Origin of the sequence: Microbacterium sediminis (assembly GCF_004564075.1) — a bacterium.
In the GTDB taxonomy this organism is placed as follows: domain Bacteria; phylum Actinomycetota; class Actinomycetes; order Actinomycetales; family Microbacteriaceae; genus Microbacterium; species Microbacterium sediminis.
On the sequence record NZ_CP038256.1, the window covers coordinates 2,416,892 to 2,437,283 of the forward strand.

Consider the following 20,392-nt stretch of genomic DNA (forward strand, 5'->3'; position numbering starts at 1 on the left):
ACCACTAGGCCGACGCGACGCGGTTACCCGCGCGGCGCAATATGAGCCACAGCACCGCACCTACGAGAGCTGCGACACCCACGACCACGAAACTCCAAAATGGCTGGGGGATAAGCACCACGGCCTGCAGAGCCACCACACAAGTCACGCCGAGCACAGCGCTCGCCCGGCCGAGTCGCGCGGGCTCAAGCCCACCTACCCGCGCAAGCCCAAAGCTTGCGACTGCTTGGAAGAGGTAAAACACCGGCCACACCAAGGTATAGCCGATCAGCGAGTACTCCGAGGGGAACGCAATCCCGCACAGGACGCCCGTCGACACAGCGAGGGCGGCGGCGAGGGGCGTCGACAAGGCCAGCGGCCAGGTACGACCGCTGATGAAGGTGAGATGGATGTTCGCCAGATAGGCAACATGGAACGCCCCGGCCATCGCGACGATCGCTGACGCACGAACCGGCAGATCGTCCGCGACAGCGGGGCCGCCCACGAGGGGCACAACGAAGGGCGCCAACACGACGTAGCCGCTGACGAGCACCAACGCGACGGCGGCCACCATCACGCTCGACCTGGCGAGCATGTCGGCGCGCTCGTCAGCCGGCGCCTGCATCACCATGGGCGCCCATGCGTTGTTGACGGCGTTCAGCACGGTGACCACCGCTGATCCGAGCATCACCGCAACCTGCATCTGCCCAGCCTCGGCAACGCCGCCCAGACGGATCACGGCGGCCATCATCACGGTCAAAAGTGCTGGCACAGCGAGGCTATGCGGCACAGCGGGCAGGCCGACACGTATGGCCCGCCATGTGCTCCGCCAAGAAAGGGCGGGGGCCGCATGCCTGACCGAAACCGCGACGGCGACGGCCGCTGCGATGAGATACCCGACTGCTAACCCGATCGAGTATCGCGCCGCCGATGGTGTGCCAACGAGAACCAGCGTCAGTCCGACCACAGGTGGGAGCATCGCCGCCAGCATCGCGATGCTCACGAATGCGGCAACTCGCCCCGCGGCGCGTAGAACGGCCTGGCCGAGAGTTACGATCGCGAGGCCACCTCCTGCGACCACGCCCATGGCGACCACCAGCTGGTTTACTCCAGGGAACATCGCCGGCCCCCATGAGCCCGCCGTGCCAGCTACCGCGGCCGCCGCAACCACCACCAGGATCGACCCGATGGCGACGTAGCCCGTTGCACGGTTGAATCCTCCGTCGGCGAGAAGCGCATCGCGCGTTACCATCATGGGCAACCCGAGAGCGAGCGCTACTGACGCAAGCTGGTACACGCTGATCGAAACGGCCACCCCGCCGTACTCGTGGGCACCAAGTACTCGCGTGACGAGCGGCGTCACGAGCAACAGGATCAGAATCGGTGCCACCGTGGCGACTGTGTATAGAGCACCATGGCCCAGCAAGCCTCGACCGAGTCGAGACTTTAAGGGGTTCGTCACCTTACGAGCGTACAAGGGGTCGCTTCACTTCGCCGCCGATGCCGACCGTCGGCTAGTGTGACGCAGTGCGCGATGCGGCTCCTCACCTTCTCTACCTCGACCTGGTCCGCGCATTGGCGGCGCAGGCAGTGGTGCTCGGTCACGCTGCAGTTCTCGCATTTCCCGAGCTAATCGGCGCCGAAAAATTCCACATTCAGTCATACGCCGTCGTGATCTTCCTTGCGCTGTCTGGTTTCTTGATCGCTCGCTCGGTCCGCTCACGCATTGCCCGCGGGACGTTCGCACTCTCAGGCTATGTTTACGATCGGGCAGCTCGAATATTTGTTCCGCTGCTTCCACTCATCCCCTGCATCGTCATCATCGATCACATCGTCCTAGGCTCTCCTCCGACGAGCAGATTCGTCACGGACATGGATGACGGACCACTCGCGATCGTCTCTAATGCGTTGATGCTCCAGGACAACTGGCTGATCCAGGTGACGGATCGATTGTTCGACGCCGACCTTTCTCGTCGAGCCCTCGGGAGCGCGGCCCCCTGGTGGACAGTGGCGATCGAATGGTGGATCTACATTGCCTTCGGGTGCATCGCTGCACTCATGATCCGTCGGACGCAGCGCATCGCGGCGGCCTCCATCTTCGGCGGCTTCGCCCTTGTGAGTGTGTTGGGGACGAGCCTCGGAGGCAACATGCTCATCGTCGCCTGGGTGATCGGCGCTGCCCTCGCCTGGTGGTCGCCCGACTTCTCTGCTTCGACGTGGCGCTGGATCGCAGGCGCGTCGATCCTGCTTGTGGTCGCCTACCTGCTCGTTCTCCCGGACGGCACCTACACCCTCCCCGTGGTCGCGCTCACGGCAGTCGCCGTGGTCGCATCGTTCCGTTCATCGTCGTGGCAGATTCTCCAGCGCATCGCAGGCCCGATTCGATGGCTTGCCGACTATTCGTACTCGCTCTATCTCATTCACTTCTCGGTGCTCGTCTGGGTGGTGAGCGCTTCACCCGGCACCCCGGGTTGGGCGCACGTGGCGATTGGCGTGGTCGCATCGAACGTTGTCGCCATCGGCTGCTGGCTGGCATTCGAACGTCATCACAAGGCCATTCGCGCTAAGTTTCCTCGCTGACTTATCTCCTCCCCCAGGTAGCAATTACGGGGCCCGGCAGAGCACCCCGTTACTACCCGTGGAGCCGCGAATCCCGCGTGGAAGAATCGGCCGCATGAAGGGCATCATCCTTGCGGGCGGTTCCGGCACCCGCCTGCATCCGGTGACGCGCGGCGTCTCCAAGCAGCTGGTGCCCGTCTACGACAAGCCCATGGTGTACTACCCCCTGTCGACGCTGATGCTGGCCGACATCCGAGACATCCTGGTGATCACAACGCCCCACGATGCGGCGGCGTTCGAGCGGCTGCTGGGCGATGGGTCGCAGTTCGGGGTGAACATCACCTTTGCGCAGCAGTCGTCGCCGGATGGGCTGGCGCAGGCGTTCACGATCGGTGCGGACTTCATCGGGGACGACAAGGTCGCTCTCGTGCTCGGCGACAACCTGCTCTACGGCCCCGGGCTCGGCACGCAGCTGGGACGGTACGCGAGCATCGACGGGGGCGCGATCTTCGCGTACTGGGTGGCCCAGCCTCAGGCGTACGGCGTGGTCGAGTTCGACGCGGACGGGATGGCTGTGTCTCTGGAAGAGAAGCCCGCCTCTCCGAAGAGCAACTACGCCGTGCCCGGGCTGTACTTCTACGACAACCACGTGGTGGAGATCGCGCGGGGTCTCAGGCCATCGGCCCGAGGCGAGCTGGAGATCACCGACGTCAACCGTGCGTACCTCGAGCAGGGGAAGCTGCAGGTGGAGGTCCTTCCTCGCGGCACCGCGTGGCTGGACACGGGCACGTTCGATGACATGACCGACGCGGCCGACTACGTGCGCACGATCGAGCGGCGCACCGGTTTGAAGATCGGAGCGCCCGAGGAGGTCGCGTGGCGACAGGGCTTCCTCTCCGACGACGAGTTGCGAGTGCGGGCGGAATCGCTGGTGAAATCCGGATACGGCTCGTACCTGCTGGCGCTTCTGGAACGCGGCTGATGGGCAAGCTGCTGGTCACCGGTGGTGCCGGGTTCATCGGGTCGAACTTCGTCCACCACGTGGTCGAGCACACCGATCACACGGTGACGGTGTTGGACAAGCTCACCTACGCGGGCAACGAGGCCTCGCTGGCTGCGCTGCCGCAGGACCGGGTGAAGCTGGTTGTGGGCGACATCGCCGACGCGGAGCTGGTCGATTCCCTGTTCGCCGACGCGGACGCGGTCGTGCACTACGCGGCGGAGTCCCACAACGACAACTCGCTGAACGATCCGCGCCCGTTCCTGGACACGAACATCATCGGCACGTACACGCTGCTGGAGGCCGCGCGCCGGCACGGCACCCGGTTCCACCACATCTCCACCGACGAGGTGTACGGCGATCTGGAGCTGGATGACCCGGCCCGGTTCACCGAGAGCACGCCGTACAACCCGTCGTCGCCGTATTCGTCCACGAAGGCCGGGTCGGATCTGCTGGTGCGGGCGTGGGTGCGGTCGTTCGGGGTGCAGGCGACGATCTCCAACTGCTCCAACAACTACGGCCCCTACCAGCATGTGGAGAAGTTCATCCCCCGGCAGATCACGAACGTGATCCGCGGGATCCGCCCCAAGCTGTACGGGACGGGCGAGAACGTGCGCGACTGGATCCACGCCGATGACCACTCCTCCGCCGTGCTGACGATCCTCGAGAAGGGGCAGATCGGGCAGACGTACCTGATCGGTGCCGACGGGGAGCAGAACAACAAGGATGTCGTCGAGCTGATCCTCGAGCTCATGGGCCAGCCGCGCGACGCGTACGATCGCGTCACCGACCGGCCCGGTCACGACCTGCGCTACGCGATCGACTCCACCAAGCTGCGCACGGAACTGGGCTGGCAGCCCCGCTTCCAGGACTTCCGCGCCGGCCTCACTGACACGATCGCCTGGTACCGGGAGCACGAGGACTGGTGGGCACCGGTCAAGGACGGCGTCGAGGCGTTCTACGCGTCGAAGGGGCAGTGACGGTGACCGAGTTCGGCAAGCAGCTGGGCGCCCGCACCACCCCGATCGAGGGGCTGCTCGTGTTCGACCTGCCCGTCCACGGTGATTCCCGCGGCTGGTTCAAGGAGAACTGGCAGCGCGAGAAGATGACCGCGCTCGGGCTGCCCGACTTCGGGCCCGTGCAGAACAACATCTCGTTCAACGCCTCCGCCGGCACCACCCGCGGCATCCACGCCGAGCCGTGGGACAAGTGGGTCTCCGTCGCCACCGGCCGCATCTTCGGCGCCTGGGTCGACCTGCGCGAAGGCCCCGGGTTCGGGACCGTGTTCACCACCGAGGTCGACCCCGCCACCGCGGTGTTCGTTCCCCGCGGCGTCGGCAACGCGTTCCAGGCCCTCGACGACGGCACCGCCTACACGTACCTCGTCAACGACCACTGGTCGCCCACCGCGGAGTACTCCTTCCTCAACCTCGCCGACGAGACCGCCGCGATCGCCTGGCCGATCCCGCTCGAGCGGGCCGAGCTGTCCGACAAGGACCGCGCCCACCCGCGCCTGGCCGATGCCACCCCCGTCCCGGCGCGCAAGACCCTCGTCCTCGGCGCCAACGGGCAGCTGGGCCTGGCCCTGCGCGCCGCGCTCGGCGACACCGCCGAATACGCCGGCCGCGCCGACCTCGACCTCACCAGCCCCGACCTGCCCGCCGCACGCCACTGGCGCGACTACGGCGTCATCATCAACGCCGCCGCCCACACCGCCGTCGACGCCGCCGAAACCCCCGAAGGCCGCACCGCCGCCTGGGCCGCCAATGTCACCGGCGTGGCCGCCCTGGCCCGCATCGCCCGCGAGAACGACATCACCCTCGTCCACGTCTCCAGCGACTACGTCTTCGACGGCACCTCCACCCGCCCCTACCGCGAAGACGACCCGATCAACCCCCTCGGCGTCTACGGGCAGACCAAGGCCGCCGGCGACGCGATCGTGACCACCGTGCCCCACCACTACATCGTCCGCACCTCCTGGGTCATCGGCGAGGGCAACAACTTCGTGCGCACCATGGCCTCCCTCGCCGGGCGCGGCATCGACCCCACCGTCGTCGACGACCAGACCGGGCGCCTCACCTTCACCACCGACATCGCCGGCGCCATCCGCCACCTGCTCGACACGAACGCCCCCTACGGCACCTACAACGTCACCGGCAGCGGACAACCCCGCACCTGGGCACAGATCGCCGCACGCGTCTACGAGCTCACCGGCCACGACCCCGCCCGCGTCACCCCCGTCACCACCGCCGACTACTACGCCGGCAAGACCGGCATCGCACCCCGCCCCGCCTACAGCGTGCTCGACCTGTCGAAGATCGAGGCCAGCGGCTACACCCCCGCCGACCACGAGGAATCCCTCAAGGCCTACCTCGCCGGCTGAGAGCTGGAAACGACGAAGGGCGCCCTCCAACGCGGAGGGCGCCCTTTCGCGTGTCCACGGTGCCCGCAAACGCGAAGCGGGGCCGCACCCGAAGGTGCGACCCCGCTTGCGGTGTAAGCAGTACTTACTTGATGATCTTCGTCACCGTGCCGGCGCCGACGGTGCGGCCACCCTCACGGATCGCGAAGCCGAGGCCCTCCTCCATGGCGATCGGCTGGATCAGCTCGACCGTCATGTCGGTGGTGTCACCCGGCATGACCATCTCGGTGCCCTCGGGCAGCGTGATGACGCCCGTGACGTCCGTGGTGCGGAAGTAGAACTGCGGGCGGTAGTTCGTGTAGAAGGGGTTGTGACGGCCACCCTCGTCCTTCGAGAGGATGTACGCGGTGCCCTCGAAGTTGGTGTGCGGCGTCACCGAACCCGGCTTCACGACGACCTGGCCGCGCTCCACGTCCTCGCGCTTGAGGCCACGGAGGAGCAGACCACAGTTCTCGCCGGCCCAGGCCTCGTCGAGCTGCTTGTGGAACATCTCGATACCCGTGACCGTGGTCTTCTGCGTCGGGCGGATGCCGACGATCTCGACCTCGGAGTTGATGGCGAGGGTGCCACGCTCGGCGCGACCCGTGACGACGGTGCCACGACCGGTGATCGTGAAGACGTCCTCGATCGGCATGAGGAAGGGCTTGTCGCGGTCACGCACCGGGTCCGGCACCGACTCGTCGACGGCGTCCATGAGGTCGAGGACCGACTGGACCCACTTCTCGTCGCCCTCGAGAGCCTTCAGGCCCGAGACGCGGACGACCGGAGCGTCGTCGCCGGGGAAGCCCTGCGACGAGAGCAGCTCGCGAACCTCGAGCTCGACGAGCTCCAGGATCTCCTCGTCGTCGACCATGTCCGACTTGTTCAGCGCGACGAGCAGGTAGGGAACGCCGACCTGCTTGGCGAGCAGAACGTGCTCACGGGTCTGAGCCATCGGGCCGTCGGTGGCGGCCACGACCAGGATCGCGCCGTCCATCTGGGCGGCACCCGTGATCATGTTCTTGATGTAGTCAGCGTGGCCCGGGGCGTCCACGTGAGCGTAGTGACGCTTCGGGGTCTCGTACTCGACGTGCGAGATGTTGATCGTGATACCGCGCTGACGCTCCTCGGGGGCCGAGTCGATCGAGCTGAAGTCGCGGACGACGTTGACATCCGACGGGTACTTGTCCGCGAGCACCTTCGAGATCGCGGCGGTGAGCGTCGTCTTGCCGTGGTCGACGTGACCGATCGTTCCGATGTTCACGTGCGGCTTGGTCCGCTCGAACTTGGCCTTAGCCACTGGGTCCTCCTCAGGACTTATTCGTTGTCACAGCGCCGGGCACCGGTTTGCGACCGGCCTGCAACGGGGATGGTTCTCAGTGTAATAGAGAGTTCTGTATGAAGTTTTGGGGTGGCCGGGCCGCTGCAGTCAGCGACCCGGCCAAGCCATTCAGGCCAGGGTGATTACTCGCCCTTGCCCTTCTGGATGATCTCGTCGGCAACCGCCTTGGGAACCTCGGCGTAGCTGTCGAACTCCATCGAGTACACGGCGCGGCCCGAGGTCTTCGAGCGCAGGTCGCCGATGTAGCCGAACATGCTCGAGAGCGGGACGAGGGCCTTGACGACCTTCACGCCCTGAGCGTCCTCCATCGACTGCACCTGACCGCGACGCGAGTTCAGGTCGCCGATGACATCGCCCATGTACTCCTCGGGAGTACGGACCTCGACGGCCATGAGCGGCTCGAGGAGGACGGGGTTCGCCTTGCGGACGGCCTCCTTGAAGCCCATCGAACCGGCGATCTTGAACGCCATCTCCGACGAGTCGACGTCGTGCGAGGCACCGTCCATGAGGGTCGCCTTCACGCCCACCATGGGGTAGCCGGCGAGCACGCCGACGTTCATGGCGTCCTGGAAGCCCTGGTTGGTCGGCTCGATGTACTCGCGCGGGATGCGGCCACCGGTGACCTCGTTGACGAACTCGTAGGTCTTGTCGGCGGTCACCTCGAGCGGCTCCAGCTTGAACTGGATCTTCGCGAACTGACCCGAACCACCGGTCTGCTTCTTGTGGGTGTAGTCGTGACGCTCGACGGTCTTGCGGATCGTCTCGCGGTACGCGACCTGGGGCTTGCCCACGTTGGCCTCGACCTTGAACTCGCGGCGCATGCGGTCCACGAGGATGTCGAGGTGCAGCTCGCCCATGCCCTTGACGGTGGTCTGACCGGTCTCGGCGTTGTTCTCGACGCGGAACGTCGGGTCCTCTTCCGCGAGCTTCTGGATCGCGAGACCCAGCTTCTCCTGGTCGGCCTTGGTCTTGGGCTCGATGGCGACCTCGATCACCGGCTCCGGGAACGTCATCGACTCGAGGACGACCTGGTTGTCGGAATCGCAGAGGGTGTCACCCGTGGTGGTGTCCTTGAGGCCGATCACCGCGTAGATGTGGCCGGCGGTGACGCCCTCGACCGGGTTCTCCTTGTTGGCGTGCATCTGGAAGATCTTCCCGATGCGCTCCTTCTTGCCCTTGGTCGAGTTGACGACCTGCGCGCCCGACTCGAGGTGACCCGAGTACACGCGGATGTAGGTCAGACGACCGAAGAACGGGTGCGAGACGACCTTGAACGCGAGGGCCGCGAAGGGCTCGTTCGCGTCGGCGTGACGCTCGATGACCTTCTCCTCGTCCTTCGGGTCGTGCGCCTCGATGGCGGGCACGTCGAGGGGCGACGGGAGGTAGTCGACGACCGCGTCGAGCATGGGCTGCACGCCGCGGTTCTTGAAGGCCGAGCCACAGAGGACCGGGTAGGCCTCGCCGGCGATCGTGAGCTTGCGGATGGCGCCCTTGATCTCGGCGATCGTGAGCTCCTCACCGCCGAAGTACTTCTCGAGCAGCTCGTCGTCGGTCTCGGCGACGGCCTCGAGCAGCTTCGCGCGGTACTCGGCGGCCTTGTCGGCGAGCTCGGCGGGGATCTCGGTGACGTCGTACTTGGCGCCCATGGTCACGTCGCCCTTGGCGTCGCCGGGCCACACCTTGGCGTTCATCTCGACCAGGTCGATCACGCCGACGAAGTCGTTCTCCGAGCCGATCGGCAGCTGGATGACCAGCGGGGTCGCCTTCAGGCGGTTGATGATCGTGTCGACCGTGAAGTAGAAGTCGGCGCCCAGCTTGTCCATCTTGTTGACGAAGCAGATGCGGGGCACGTTGTACTTGTCGGCCTGGCGCCACACCGTCTCGGACTGCGGCTCCACACCCTCCTTGCCGTCGAAGACGGCGACGGCGCCGTCGAGCACGCGAAGCGAGCGCTCGACCTCGACCGTGAAGTCCACGTGGCCGGGGGTGTCGATGATGTTGATCTGGTTCTTGTCCCAGAAGCACGTCACAGCAGCGGACGTGATCGTGATGCCACGCTCCTGCTCCTGCTCCATCCAGTCGGTCGTCGCGCCACCGTCGTGGGTCTCGCCGATCTTGTGGTTGACGCCCGTGTAGAACAGGATGCGCTCGGTCGTCGTCGTCTTGCCGGCATCGATGTGCGCCATGATGCCGATGTTGCGGACCTTCTTGAGGTCGGTGAGCACTTCCTGTGCCACGGGCGTTTCCTTACGTTGTCGCAGGTGAATCTGAGAGCCGGTCCCGGATGACCGTGGTTCCGATCATCCGGAACCGGCATGAATGGCTGGTTACCAGCGGTAGTGCGCGAAGGCCTTGTTCGACTCGGCCATCTTGTGCGTGTCCTCACGACGCTTCACAGCGGCGCCGAGGCCGTTCGAGGCGTCGAGGATCTCGTTCATGAGGCGCTCGGTCATCGTCTTCTCACGACGGCCCTTCGCGTAGCTCACGAGCCAGCGCAGCGCGAGGGTGTTCGCGCGGTGCGGCTTGACCTCGACCGGCACCTGGTAGGTCGAGCCACCGACGCGGCGGCTGCGGACCTCGAGGGTCGGGCGGACGTTGTCGAGCGCCTTCTTCAGCGTGGCGACGGCGTCCTGGCCGTTCTTCGCCTCGACGCCGCGGAGGGCGTTGTAGACGATGGCCTCGGCGATCGACTTCTTGCCGTCGACGAGGATCTTGTTCACCAGCTGGGTGACGATCGGAGCGCCGTAAACCGGGTCGTTGACGACGGGGCGCTTCGGAGCGGGTCCCTTACGAGGCATTGGTCTCAGCCCTTCTTCGCGCCGTAGCGGCTGCGCGCCTGCTGACGGTTCTTGACGGCCTGGGTGTCCAGGGCACCGCGGACGATCTTGTAGCGGACACCGGGGAGGTCCTTCACACGACCACCGCGGACCAGCACGAGCGAGTGCTCCTGCAGGTTGTGGCCCTCGCCCGGGATGTAGGCGGTGACCTCGGTGCCGTTGCGGAGCTTCACACGGGCGACCTTGCGCATGGCCGAGTTCGGCTTCTTGGGCGTGGTCGTGTAGACGCGGGTGCAGACACCCGCCTGCTGCGGGTTCGCCTTGAGCGCGGGAGCCTTGGTCTTGGTGACCTTCGGCTTGCGGCCCTTGCGAACCAACTGCTGAATGGTTGGCACGTTCTCTCCTGTTTCAGTGCTGCACGGTGACAGCGCGTGAGGTTTCACGCAGACCCACCTCCGGTCGCCCGGATGATGTGGTGGTGGGTATGCCGTGGGGGTGGACTGTTCGCAGCCCGGGTCCCTAGAGTGCTGACTCCGCCCGTCTCGCCGTTACCGAGGCACGACACGAGGGCGTGCAGAAACACGCACGAGACCATGTTACGCGGGATGACGTGGTAAGGGCAAACGGGGGTGTTTGGGGTGGGGGCTCGGGCGGGGTGGTGGTCCGGGGCGCGCTTCATGCGGGGTGGTGCTTCGTGCCGGGTGATGCTTCGTGCCGGGTGCCGGTCTGGGGGCGCGTTGTGCGGATCGCCGGCCCAGGTGGCGCTTCGAGCGGATGCCGGCCCGGGGGCGCGGTGTGCGGATCGCGATGGGACGATGGACACATGCGGAAGATCCTCGCCGGTGCGCTCACGATCCTCGGTCTCGCGACCCTCGCCGGGTGCGCGACCGCGCCGACGGCCCCGGTCGAGCTCCCCGACGACGCCTACGGCACGTGGCAGAGCCCCGTGGAAGGCGCCTATCTCGAGATCCGCGACGACGGCACGTTCGGCGGCAACGACGGCTGCAACGGCTTCGGCGGCGAGTACACCGTCGGCGACGCAGCGCTGGAGCTGGAGCCCGGCTTCACCACGCAGATGTTCTGCGAGGGCGTGGACGACTGGCTCAAGAAGACCGCGACGATCGAGGTGGCCGGCGACACGTTGATCGCCTACGACGACGCCGGGACGGAGCTGGGGCAGCTGACGCGGGAGTGACCGCGGTTTTCGGGTGTCCGAGGGTCCGTTGTTCGGCGGGTTCGGCGGGTTCGCCGGTTCGGTGCTTGCCAGGCCCGGCGGGTTATCCACAGGTCGAACAAATGTTCGAAGAATGTCGGTGGTCCGCGCCAGAATGGGGGCATGACCACCACCGCGCAGCTCCTCGATCAGGCCGAGCGCCTGGTCCGCGACGCGCGCGCCTCGCTCGATGCCCCGGGCCTGGCGCCCGCGGAGCTCACGGGGCTGCTGCAGGTGCTCGGTCGCGTTCGGCGCGAGGTCGATGCCGCCACGGCGGTGGTGGCGAGCGAGGTGTCGCGCCAGTCGCGCCGTGAGCTCGGCCGCGACGCGCTCGCTCGCCGGCAGGGCTTCCGCTCCCCCGTGGCGATGATCGCAACGGTCACCGGGTCGTCGGCCGGCGATGCGGTCCGGCTCGTGCAGGTGGGCGACGCGATCGCCCCGCGCGCGAGCCTCGCCGGCGAGGCGATGCCGGCCCGCCATCCGCACGTCGCCGAGGCGGTCAGCGCCGGTCGGCTGGGCACCTCGGCCGCGGCGGCGATCGTGTCGCTGCTGGATCGCATGACGCCGCGGGCCGGGCAGGAACGGTGCCTGCAGATGGAGCGTGTCCTGGCCGAGCGCCTGTCGGGCGCGACGCCCGACGAGGCCCGGCGCCTGCTGATCGAGGCCGAGGCGGCGCTCGATCCGGGCGGCGCGGAGACCCGCCACGACGTCGCCCGGGCGGCCCGGGAGCTGCGCACCAGCCAGGACGCCGAGGGGATGACCGTGCTCCGCGCGCGGCTCGACGCCGAGACGGCCGCGCCGATTCTCGCCGTCCTCGACGCCGAGGTCACGCGCGTGATCCGCTCGAACGAGCGCGAGGAGGACGAGGCGCGGAAGGATCCGCGCACCGTGCCACAGATCCAGGCCGACGCGCTCGCCGCCCTCGCCGCGCACGCGCTCGGGTGCGATCGGGTGCCGACCGGCGCCACGACGACCGTGGTCGTGCGGATGGATCTGCCCTCGCTGCTGGCCGCCACCGGCCGCGCCGGCGGCGAGGTCGTCGGGCGCAGCGCCCGCGGCGAGGCGCTGATCCGGATCGACGGGGTCGACCAGCCCGTGCCGGCCTCCGCCATCCGCCGGATGGCCTCCGACGCCGAGGTGATCCCGATGCTCCTGGCCCGCGACGGGCAGGTGCTCGATCTCGGGCGGCGGGAGCGGCTGTTCACGAAGAGCCAGAAGCTCGCCCTGGCCGAACGCGACGGCGGCTGCGCCTTCTGCGGGGCACCGCCGGGGCATACCGTGGTCCACCACATCCGCTGGTGGTCGCGCGGCGGCCCGACCAATCTCGACAACGGGGTGCTGCTGTGCACCGCCTGCCATCACCGCATCCACGACGACGGGTGGGAGATCGAGGTGCACGGGCAGCACGTCAGGTTCATCCCACCGCCCTGGCTCGATCCCGCCCGCGTGCCGCGCGCGGCCGCGAGGGAGCGGGTGCGGGTCGCGGCGTAAGCCGGGTTGGGTCGGGCGATGCGGGGGGGGGTGCCACGTGAGCGGGTTTGGGCGCGCGACCCGCGGTGGGCCGCCGCGTGAGCGGATCTGGGCACGCGACCCAGCCGGTCGGCGCGAGCGGGTTTGTGCTCGCGATGCGCGGCCGGTCGGCGCGAGCGGGTTTGTGCTCGCGATGCGCGGCCGGTCGGCGCGAGCGGGTTTGGGCGGGCGGCCTCGGCAGGGCGTGCCGTGAGCGGGCACTGGGCGCGCGCCCCCAGTCGGTCACCACGTGAGCGGATTGGGGCGCGACCCCGGGCGCTCGCCGCGGGCGGGTTGGCGCGATCCGCGGCGGGTCGGCGCGATCGGGTTGGCGCGGCATGCGCGTTCGCGCTGCGCCGGCCGGGGCAAGCGGTGGCGCGGCGCTCGCCGTCGCGGGGGTCAAGCGGTGGCGGGGCGCGCTTGGCGGCGGCGGCGCGCGGTCACACGGTCGCGCGGCGCGCGGGGTCGGGCCGCGGTATGGCCGGGTGGCTGCGGCGGGGCCGGGTGGCTGCGGCGGGGCCGGGCTCAGCGCGCCGCGGCGGCCGGGTCAGGCGGTGGCGCGGGCGCGGCGGCGGCTGATTGCGAGGAAGGGGATCGCGAGGGCGAACAGCGCCGATGCGGCGGCGAGGGTCGCCGTCGGGTCGACGCCGCTCTCGGCCAGGCAGTCGACGCCCGCCGTGCAGGTCGGTGCCGCGGCGGCCGGGGCGGCCTCGACGGCGGCGGGCTCCGCCGGCACCTTGGCCGGCTGCTCGTCGACGGCGGGCTGCTGCGCGGCGACCGGCCAGACAGTGATCGGCACCTCGACCGTGTCGGACACGTTGAAGCCCGCATCGCGCACCGACAGGCGCAGGGTGTACTCCCCCGCCTCGGCCGGGACGGTCCAGCTCCACGCTCCGGCCGCATCGACGGGCACCTGCTGCGACTGCTCGCCGTAGGCCACCGTGAGCGTGGTCGACGGGTGGGCCGTGCCCGTGATCGTCGATCCGGTGCCCAGCACCGACAGGTCGGCCGGGCCGGTGACGCGCGGCTCGGCCAGGTCGAGGCGCAGGCTGTAGCCGCCGGTCTGGGCCAGCGCGTTGCCGATGTCGGCCACCCAGGTGAGCGTGCCGTTGCTGCCGCTCACGACGCCCAGCGCCGCGTCGCCCGAGAAGACCGCGCCGCCCGAGTCGCCGTTGAGCGTGGCGAAGTTCGTCGAGAACCCGTGCACGACCGTCGCGCCCTGCGGGCCGTTGATCGTGGCCCAGCCGAGCCCGCCCACGACGGCGCCCGAGACGAGGCCCGACGTGCGGCCGCTCGCCGAGACCGGCATGCCCGGCTCGGCCGCGCCGATGCGCGCGATGGGCGTGCTCGAGGCGGCGAGGTCATCGGAGCTCGCGGTGCTCCAGTCGGTCACCGCCGGGAGCAGGGTGAGCGGCGAGTCGTCGGCGACATCGATCGCCGCGATGTCGACGCTGTCGAGCGTCGTCGCGCCGGCCGGGTTGCCGGGCTGGCCGAACTGGGCGAAGCCGAGCGTGCCCAGCGGCGTCCAGGCGATGCCGCCCGCACCGCCGGCGGGCGGGTCCATCGACGGGAGCGTGAGCTCGGCCTCGAGGTCGCTGCGCCCCTCGGCGCAGTGACCGGCCGTGAGCACGGCGTCGCCGCCGTCGGGCGTCCAGGCCGTGAAGCCGATCGAGCAGGCGACCGTCGTGGTCGCGTCGAGCCGGAACTGGTAGCCGGCGCCGCCGACGACGTCGTCCGTCGCCTGGGTCGTGAAGGGCGCGCCGATGTCCTCGACGACGACGCGCTCGGCGAAGCGCTCCGCGAAGGCGACCGTGGCGTCGGCGAGGTCGGCCGCCGTCACGTAGAGCGCGAGCGCGCCGGACTCCTGCGGCACCACCGCATGCACGGCGGGGTCCATGGTCAGCAGCTGCTGCGCGAGCGCGTCGAGATCGGCCGGCGCGGCCGGAGCCTCGGTGGGCTGCGGCTCGGCGGTCGGTGCCGGGGTGGGTTCCGCCGTGGGCTCGGGCGACGCCGTGGGCTCGGGGGCTGCCGTGGGTTCGGGCGATGCCGTGGGCTCGGGGGTTGCGGTGGGCTCGGGGATCGCGGCCGATGTCTGGTCAGGCGCGACCGCGGACTCGGGCGCGGTCGTGGGCTCCGGCGCGGGCTCGAGGGCGACGGCGGGCGCGGCCACGGTCGCGAGAAGCAGCGTGCTGAGCGCCGCCACGGCGGTCGCGGTCGATCGGCGAAGCGTCATCCTGTCCCTCTGTTCACACCCGTCACATCAGCCCCATCGGCCCGGTCAGCCTACGGGATGCGGATGACGCGGCGGTAGCCGAGTGTTTCCGCGCCTCAGAACGAGGTGAGCAGAAGCGCGGCCAGGCCGGCCGCCGAGCCGACCACCACCACCGCGATCACCGTGACGACCGTCGCGGCCTGGCGGCGCCGCTGCGCCCGCGCCTCGCGGTGCAGCTGCGCGGTGTCGACCACGCGCAGCTCGGTCTCGCGCTCCCAGCGGGGCGCCTGTAGTCGGGCGGGCAGGCCGTCGATCAGCCGCGGCCGCGGCGTGCTCGAGCCGTCACTCTCACCCTCGCCCGCCGGCGACGGCAGCGGGGCGATCCGCGGTGCGCCGCCCGTGGGCCACCGCTCGTCGCCGGTCTGCTCGAACGTCGCGGTCTGCGTGTTCGAGATCACGCGGGTCTTGGTCGGCAGGATCGCGCGGGCCGGCGGGTCCGGGTCGACGATCGGCTCGGGCGGGTGGATCGCCAGCTGGGTCGCGTCGTCGACGGGACCGTCGTTGTGCGGGTTCTCGGCACGGGCGGCGAGGCGCGCCGCCAGGTCGCGCGCCGCGCGCTCCTCGGCGCTCTGGGGCCGGGAGACGATGCGGGTCGAGTCCTCGAGCTCGTTCGCCCGGCGCAGGTCCTCGGCCCGGCGCTCCGCGCGCGTGGCGGGCCGGGTCACGAGCCGCGTGGACTCGTCCGGCTCGATGCGCGTGTCGGCGCGGTCAACCGGGGCGGTGGCCGCCGAGTGCCCGGGGTTCGCGTCGCCAGTCGACGGCGCCGCGGTCTCTTTGCCGGTCGCTCGGGAGACAGGATCGGCCCGGTCGGCCGGCGCGGGGGCGCGGTCGACGATGCGGGTTGCCTCGTCGAGCGACTCCTCCGGCGCAGCACCGGGGCGCGCGGCCGGCGCCGGTGAGCCACCGAGCGACGGAGTCAGCGTTGCATCGCTGGCCGGCTGGGCGCCCTCGGCCACCGACTCGGCCGGCGCGGGGGCGCGGTCGACGATCCGCGTCGCCTCGTCCCACGCGCTTGCCGGTCCGGCGTCGTACCCGGTGCTTGCGTCGCCGGTCGGCTCCGGGGCACGGTCGACGATGCGGGTTGCCTCGTCGAGCGACTCCTCCGGCGCAGCGCCGGGACGCGCAGCCGACGCCGGTGAGCCACCGAGCGACGAGGTCAGCGCTGCATCGCTGGCCGGCTGGGCGCCCTCGGCCACCGACTCGGCCGGCGCGGGGGCGCGGTCGACGATCCGCGTCGCCTCGTCCAGCGGCTCCGCCGGCGACGGGCCGGGCCGCTCGACGATCCGGGTCTCCTCGTCCGGCGACTCGGCCGAACCGGAACGCTCGACGATCCGCGTCTGCTCGTCCGGCGCATCCGCCTCGGCCGGCGGCTCGGGCTGCGCGCCGCCCGTGATGCGGAGCACCTCGTCGAGGGACTCGTTGGCGCGGGCGACGATGCGGGTGACGTCGTCGAGCTCGCCGCGGTCGTCGTCGCGTTCGGTCACGATGCCCCTCCCCGCGTGCCGTCCACGAATGAGCGCAGCGAGACCGCGGCCCGCAGCCGCGCCCACCACGACCGCTCCGCGCCGAGCGCCTTGCGCTCCTCGCGCACGACCTCCCAGAAGCGATCGGCCTCGTCGTGATCCACCTCGCTGCGCGCGAACACCGCGCGGTCGGCCACCGCCGCCAGCTCGGGCGCGTTCGGCGTGGCGTAGAGCCGCGCGAGCTCCGAGCGCGTGCGGGCGCCGGGCGCGGCGAACCCGTGGTCGATCGCCGTGTCGACGTACTCGCTCCAGCCGCCCTCGATCCGCTGCACCGGCTCCTCGGCGCCGCTGCGGGCCGAGCGGCGCAGGGCCTTCGCGATGAGGACCACGAGGAACGGCCCCAGCACGAGCAGCGCGGCGAGCAGGCCGATCCCGATGCCGCGCACGACGACCCAGGCCAGCTCGGCCACCGGATCGTCCTCGCGGTCGTCGGTCTGCTGCGTCTTCTGCTGGATCGGGTCGGGCGGCTGCACCTCGCTCGCGTCGTCGGGGCGGACGATCGTCGGCACCTTCGGGTCCTGCAGCTTCTGCTCGTCGGTGTCGAGCTGCTCCTCCCACTGCGGCGTGGTGTCGACCGCCGCCCACTGGCCGGAGGCGCCCTGCACCTCCAGCCACACGCTGAGGTCCGATCCCAGGCACACGCCGCCCTCGCACACCGGCAGCCCGGGCTCGGCCTGCAGCCGCGTGCCCACGACGACGCGCGTGGGGAAGCCGAGCTGCTGGGCCACGAGCGAGGCCGCCACGGCGAACTGCTCGTCGTCGCCCGCGGCCGCGGCCGTCGACGTGGCCAGCGAGGCCTCGGAGTCGAGCAGGTCGCGGAACAGCTCGTCGATCCGGGCGAGCGAGTGGCCGGACTGGCTCGGGCGGAAGGTGTACTCGTCGCCGAGGTCCTGCACCCACAGGGGCTGCTCGCCCTCGTCGTCCAGCCGCAGCGCGTGGCTGAGGTAACCGCGCTCGCGCAGCAGCTTGATCGCGTTCTCCAGGCCCGCGCCGTCGGGGGTGATGCCGTTGGTCTCGACCCACTGGATCACCGAGTCGGGGATCGGCACCGTGGCCGGCTCGCGCGGCGAGGTCAGCTGGGCGAGCGGTGCCCACACCTCGTCGGCGACCACGGTGTACGACGTGCCGGGCTCGAGGCCGGCGGTCTCGACCGCGCCGTCGGCGACGTCGCTGTAGTACAGGCCGTCGGCGAGCGACGCGGCGCGGCTGCCGTCGAACTGGATGCGCGCGACCTCGCCGAACGTGGGCAGCCAGATGCCGCCGAGCTCGCCGATCTGGATCGTCGCGCCGCCGCCGGCGTCGCCCGCGCCGCTCCACGCGGGGACGCGCACGAACAGGTCGTCGGCCCGGTCGGAGCCCACCTCGAGCGCGCGATAGGTCTCGCCGTCGTACGCGGTGAGGGCCGCGATGCGGATGCGCTCCGGCTGCGCGGCGCCCGTGACGCGGAACAGCTCGCGCTGATAGGCCTCATCGGCGAACGTGGCGCGGTACTCCGACAGCGGGCTCACGGCCTCGCGCAGCGCGAGGTCCGGGCCGGTCACCGAGCGCGGCACCAGGCGGTCGCGACCGTCGACGAGGGCCGGGGCCGCGGCGCCTGCGGCGATGACGGCGGCCGCCACGAGGCCCACCGTGACCGATCCGCGCGCGACGGCGCTCCAGGGCGAGCGGCGCCGCAGCCGCACGCCGGTGCGGGCCGAGGCCTGGGCCAGCGCCCGGCGCCGCGCGGAGCGGGTGCGCCACACCAGCCAGGCGATCGACAGCAGCAGCACGATCGTCCCCACCGCGAGCTCGCGGGGCGCGGGGATCGTCAGCCCACCCAGGTACCAGGGCTCGCTCGCCACGGTGTGTCCGAACAGCAGGCCGAAGCTCGCGACGGCGATCGCGACGCCGACGGCGAGCCCCGCCCGCCCGGCGAGCGCGGCCATCGCGGCGAGGAGCGGACCGGCCACGAACACGATCACGGCGGGCATGAGCAGGTTGCGGTACGACGCGACCGGCAGCTCGACGGTGAGGAGGTCCTTCCAGCCCGTGACCGCGCCGGTGGCGACGTCGACGAACACGCCGGGGAACGGCGCGCCCGACGACCAGCGCCCGGGCACCGCGAACGCGACGCCGAGCACCAACACCGCGGCGACCGCGCCCAGGGCCGTGAGCCATCCCGCCCACCGCCACACCCGCGCGGCGACGGCGAGGCCGAGCGCCACCGCGAATCCGACGGCGACGATCACGACGAAGCGACCGTCGCGGTAGATGGGCCACGCCGCGAACCCGGCGACGACCGTCATGGCGGCGACGTAGCCCAGGGCGATGAGGGTGGGGGTGCCCGTGAGCTCGCGCAGGCGCGCCGCGACCGACCCGGCGCCGCCGCCCCACGAGGCGGGGGCCTGTGCCGCGGCGCTCACGACTGCGCTCCCCGGATCAGCAGGCCCGCGAGGTCCTGGATCGCCGCGATCGTCACGGTCGTCAGGCCCGTCACGGCCTGCACCCGCGGGCGGGCGTGCTCGTCGCAGAGGATCGCGACGACGGCCGTGTCGCCCGGGAAGGCGAGCGCGGCCCGCTGGATGCGGCGCAGCGGCATGACCGATCCGACGATCAGGAAGGCCAGCGAGACGGTCTCGTCGTCCTCGGCCACGATGTCGCCGATCTGCTCGATCGGCGTCGCGCGCGGGCGCGGGTCGACGCCCGAGAACCCGTCGAGCATCGTCCGCGGCGAGGGCGACGGGATGCGCTCGACCAGCTGCATGCCGCGCGGCACCACCGGCGGCAGCTCCACGCCCGTGACGATCTCGAGGTCGCGCCCGTCGTGCAGCACGCGCACGCCGAGCGACGCGGCGGCGCTCACGGCGAGCTCGAACTCCTCCTCGTCGAGGTAGTCGCCGGGGTCGACGCTGAGGATCACCGCGGTGCGGGAGCGCAGGGTCTCCTCGTACTGGCGCACCATGAGGCGGCCGGTCTTGGCGGTGGACTTCCAGTGGACGTGCCGGCGGCTGTCGCCGGGGACGTACTCGCGGATCGCGTGGAACGAGATGTCCGAGTCGACGATCCGCCGCGACGGCTGCCCCTCGAGGTCGCGGATGAGGCCGGCGCTCGTGGTCGGCACGGTCTCGACGCGCGGGTGCACGTACAGCTGGTGGCGGTCCTCCCACGCGCGCTCGCGGCGGAACAGGCCGACGGGGTCGGAGCGCACCTCCACGGGCGGCCCCACCTGGATGATGCCGCGCCGGGGCGTGGGGATCTCGAGGCTGCGCGTGGCCTCGTGGCCGGCGCGCAGGAACGGCACCTCGACCTCGATCAGCCCCTCGCCGACCGGCAGCTCGATGCGCCCCGGCAGGCTCGCGCGGGCGCCGTCGTTGCGGATGACGACCTCCGCTGTCGCCGATCCGCCCGCCACCACGCGATCCCGATCCACCCGGAGCGTGACGTCGTGGGCGCGGGCGCCGAACAGGAACGGCACCGTGACGGCGATGAGCGCGACGCCCGCCAGCCCCGCGACGAGCCATTCGACCCAGCCGAGCGTCCAGCCGACGAGCGTGCCGGCGACGGCCGCGACGAGCACGAGCCATCCGGCCGGAGTGATCGTCTCGAGGCCCCACTGCCACGCCCGCCGCAGCACCTCGCCGGCGCGACGCATCTCGACGGCCGACCACGACACCGCCGTGACGATCGCGTTCGAGCCGCGTCGCGTCGTCCCGCCCACCGTGCGGGTGCGCCCGACCGTGCGCGTGCTCGTGCGCGTGGACGTGCGGCCCCACGTCGCCGACCGTCGGGTCGTCGAGGAGGGCGCGCGGGTGCGGGACTCGGTCATGGAGCGGGCCGT

The 20,392-nt window shown here is 70.7% G+C and carries 15 protein-coding genes; 6 read left to right on the top strand and 9 right to left on the bottom strand.

Translation table 11 applies throughout. The features are described 5' to 3' along the window. Positions 1 to 4: 4 nt before the first annotated feature. On the bottom strand, positions 5 to 1,369 hold the full coding sequence (locus E3O41_RS11660; RefSeq protein ID WP_067024814.1) for a lipopolysaccharide biosynthesis protein: 1,365 nt from the start codon (positions 1,367 to 1,369) through the stop codon (positions 5 to 7). A 137-nt stretch (positions 1,370 to 1,506) separates the two neighbouring features. On the opposite strand from E3O41_RS11660, the gene E3O41_RS11665 reads away from it, so the two are divergent. From E3O41_RS11665 to E3O41_RS11680, 4 genes are all read left to right on the top strand, one after another. After that, positions 1,507 to 2,559 (top strand): acyltransferase family protein, encoded by a 1,053-nt coding sequence (locus tag E3O41_RS11665; protein ID WP_067024817.1) that lies wholly within the window; start codon positions 1,507 to 1,509, stop codon positions 2,557 to 2,559. A 94-nt stretch (positions 2,560 to 2,653) separates the two neighbouring features. Next, positions 2,654 to 3,520: a glucose-1-phosphate thymidylyltransferase RfbA gene (gene rfbA / locus E3O41_RS11670; protein ID WP_135012434.1), complete on the top strand. Its 867-nt coding sequence runs from the start codon at positions 2,654 to 2,656 to the stop codon at positions 3,518 to 3,520. Then, positions 3,520 to 4,518: a dTDP-glucose 4,6-dehydratase gene (gene rfbB / locus E3O41_RS11675; RefSeq protein WP_067024823.1), complete on the top strand. Its 999-nt coding sequence runs from the start codon at positions 3,520 to 3,522 to the stop codon at positions 4,516 to 4,518. The genes rfbA and rfbB overlap by 1 nt, the downstream gene beginning before the upstream one ends. After that, entirely contained in the window at positions 4,515 to 5,921 is a 1,407-nt protein-coding gene (locus E3O41_RS11680) for a sugar nucleotide-binding protein (RefSeq protein ID WP_067024826.1), read from the top strand. The genes rfbB and E3O41_RS11680 overlap by 4 nt, the downstream gene beginning before the upstream one ends. A 124-nt stretch (positions 5,922 to 6,045) precedes the next feature. Here the strand turns inward: E3O41_RS11680 and tuf are convergent, their stop codons facing one another. From tuf to rpsL, 4 genes are all read right to left on the bottom strand, one after another. After that, positions 6,046 to 7,239: an elongation factor Tu gene (gene tuf / locus E3O41_RS11685; RefSeq protein ID WP_067024829.1), complete on the bottom strand. Its 1,194-nt coding sequence runs from the start codon at positions 7,237 to 7,239 to the stop codon at positions 6,046 to 6,048. A 164-nt stretch (positions 7,240 to 7,403) separates the two neighbouring features. Continuing rightward, positions 7,404 to 9,518: an elongation factor G gene (gene fusA / locus E3O41_RS11690; RefSeq protein WP_067024834.1), complete on the bottom strand. Its 2,115-nt coding sequence runs from the start codon at positions 9,516 to 9,518 to the stop codon at positions 7,404 to 7,406. Between the two features lie 90 nt (positions 9,519 to 9,608). Then, positions 9,609 to 10,079, bottom strand: coding sequence for a 30S ribosomal protein S7 (rpsG, locus tag E3O41_RS11695; protein WP_067024837.1), 471 nt, complete (start codon positions 10,077 to 10,079; stop codon positions 9,609 to 9,611). A gap of 5 nt (positions 10,080 to 10,084) precedes the next feature. Continuing rightward, the gene (rpsL, locus tag E3O41_RS11700; RefSeq protein WP_067024840.1) at positions 10,085 to 10,453 is read right to left on the bottom strand and encodes a 30S ribosomal protein S12; all 369 of its coding nucleotides are present in this window, start codon (positions 10,451 to 10,453) and stop codon (positions 10,085 to 10,087) included. Between the two features lie 428 nt (positions 10,454 to 10,881). Here rpsL and E3O41_RS11705 point away from each other — a divergent pair, with 428 nt between their 5' ends. Both E3O41_RS11705 and E3O41_RS11710 read left to right on the top strand, forming a co-directional pair. Then, positions 10,882 to 11,253, top strand: coding sequence for an META domain-containing protein (locus tag E3O41_RS11705; RefSeq protein WP_067024845.1), 372 nt, complete (start codon positions 10,882 to 10,884; stop codon positions 11,251 to 11,253). Between the two features lie 141 nt (positions 11,254 to 11,394). Beyond that, a complete protein-coding gene (locus tag E3O41_RS11710) occupies positions 11,395 to 12,762 on the top strand; it encodes an HNH endonuclease (RefSeq protein WP_067024849.1) in 1,368 nt (455 codons plus the stop codon). 565 nt (positions 12,763 to 13,327) lie between these two features. Here the strand turns inward: E3O41_RS11710 and E3O41_RS14160 are convergent. The 4 genes from E3O41_RS14160 to E3O41_RS11730 form a co-directional block, all read right to left on the bottom strand. Next, a complete protein-coding gene (locus E3O41_RS14160) occupies positions 13,328 to 15,013 on the bottom strand; it encodes a hypothetical protein (RefSeq protein ID WP_067024852.1) in 1,686 nt (561 codons plus the stop codon). A 95-nt stretch (positions 15,014 to 15,108) separates the two neighbouring features. Beyond that, entirely contained in the window at positions 15,109 to 16,536 is a 1,428-nt protein-coding gene (locus E3O41_RS11720) for a hypothetical protein (protein WP_067024855.1), read from the bottom strand. Further along, a complete protein-coding gene (locus E3O41_RS11725; RefSeq protein ID WP_067024858.1) occupies positions 16,533 to 18,977 on the bottom strand; it encodes a transglutaminase domain-containing protein in 2,445 nt (814 codons plus the stop codon). The genes E3O41_RS11720 and E3O41_RS11725 overlap by 4 nt, the downstream gene beginning before the upstream one ends. Then, the gene (locus tag E3O41_RS11730) at positions 18,974 to 20,380 is read right to left on the bottom strand and encodes a DUF58 domain-containing protein (RefSeq protein ID WP_135012435.1); all 1,407 of its coding nucleotides are present in this window, start codon (positions 20,378 to 20,380) and stop codon (positions 18,974 to 18,976) included. Before E3O41_RS11730 ends, E3O41_RS11725 begins: the two co-directional genes overlap by 4 nt. Positions 20,381 to 20,392: the final 12 nt, after the last annotated feature.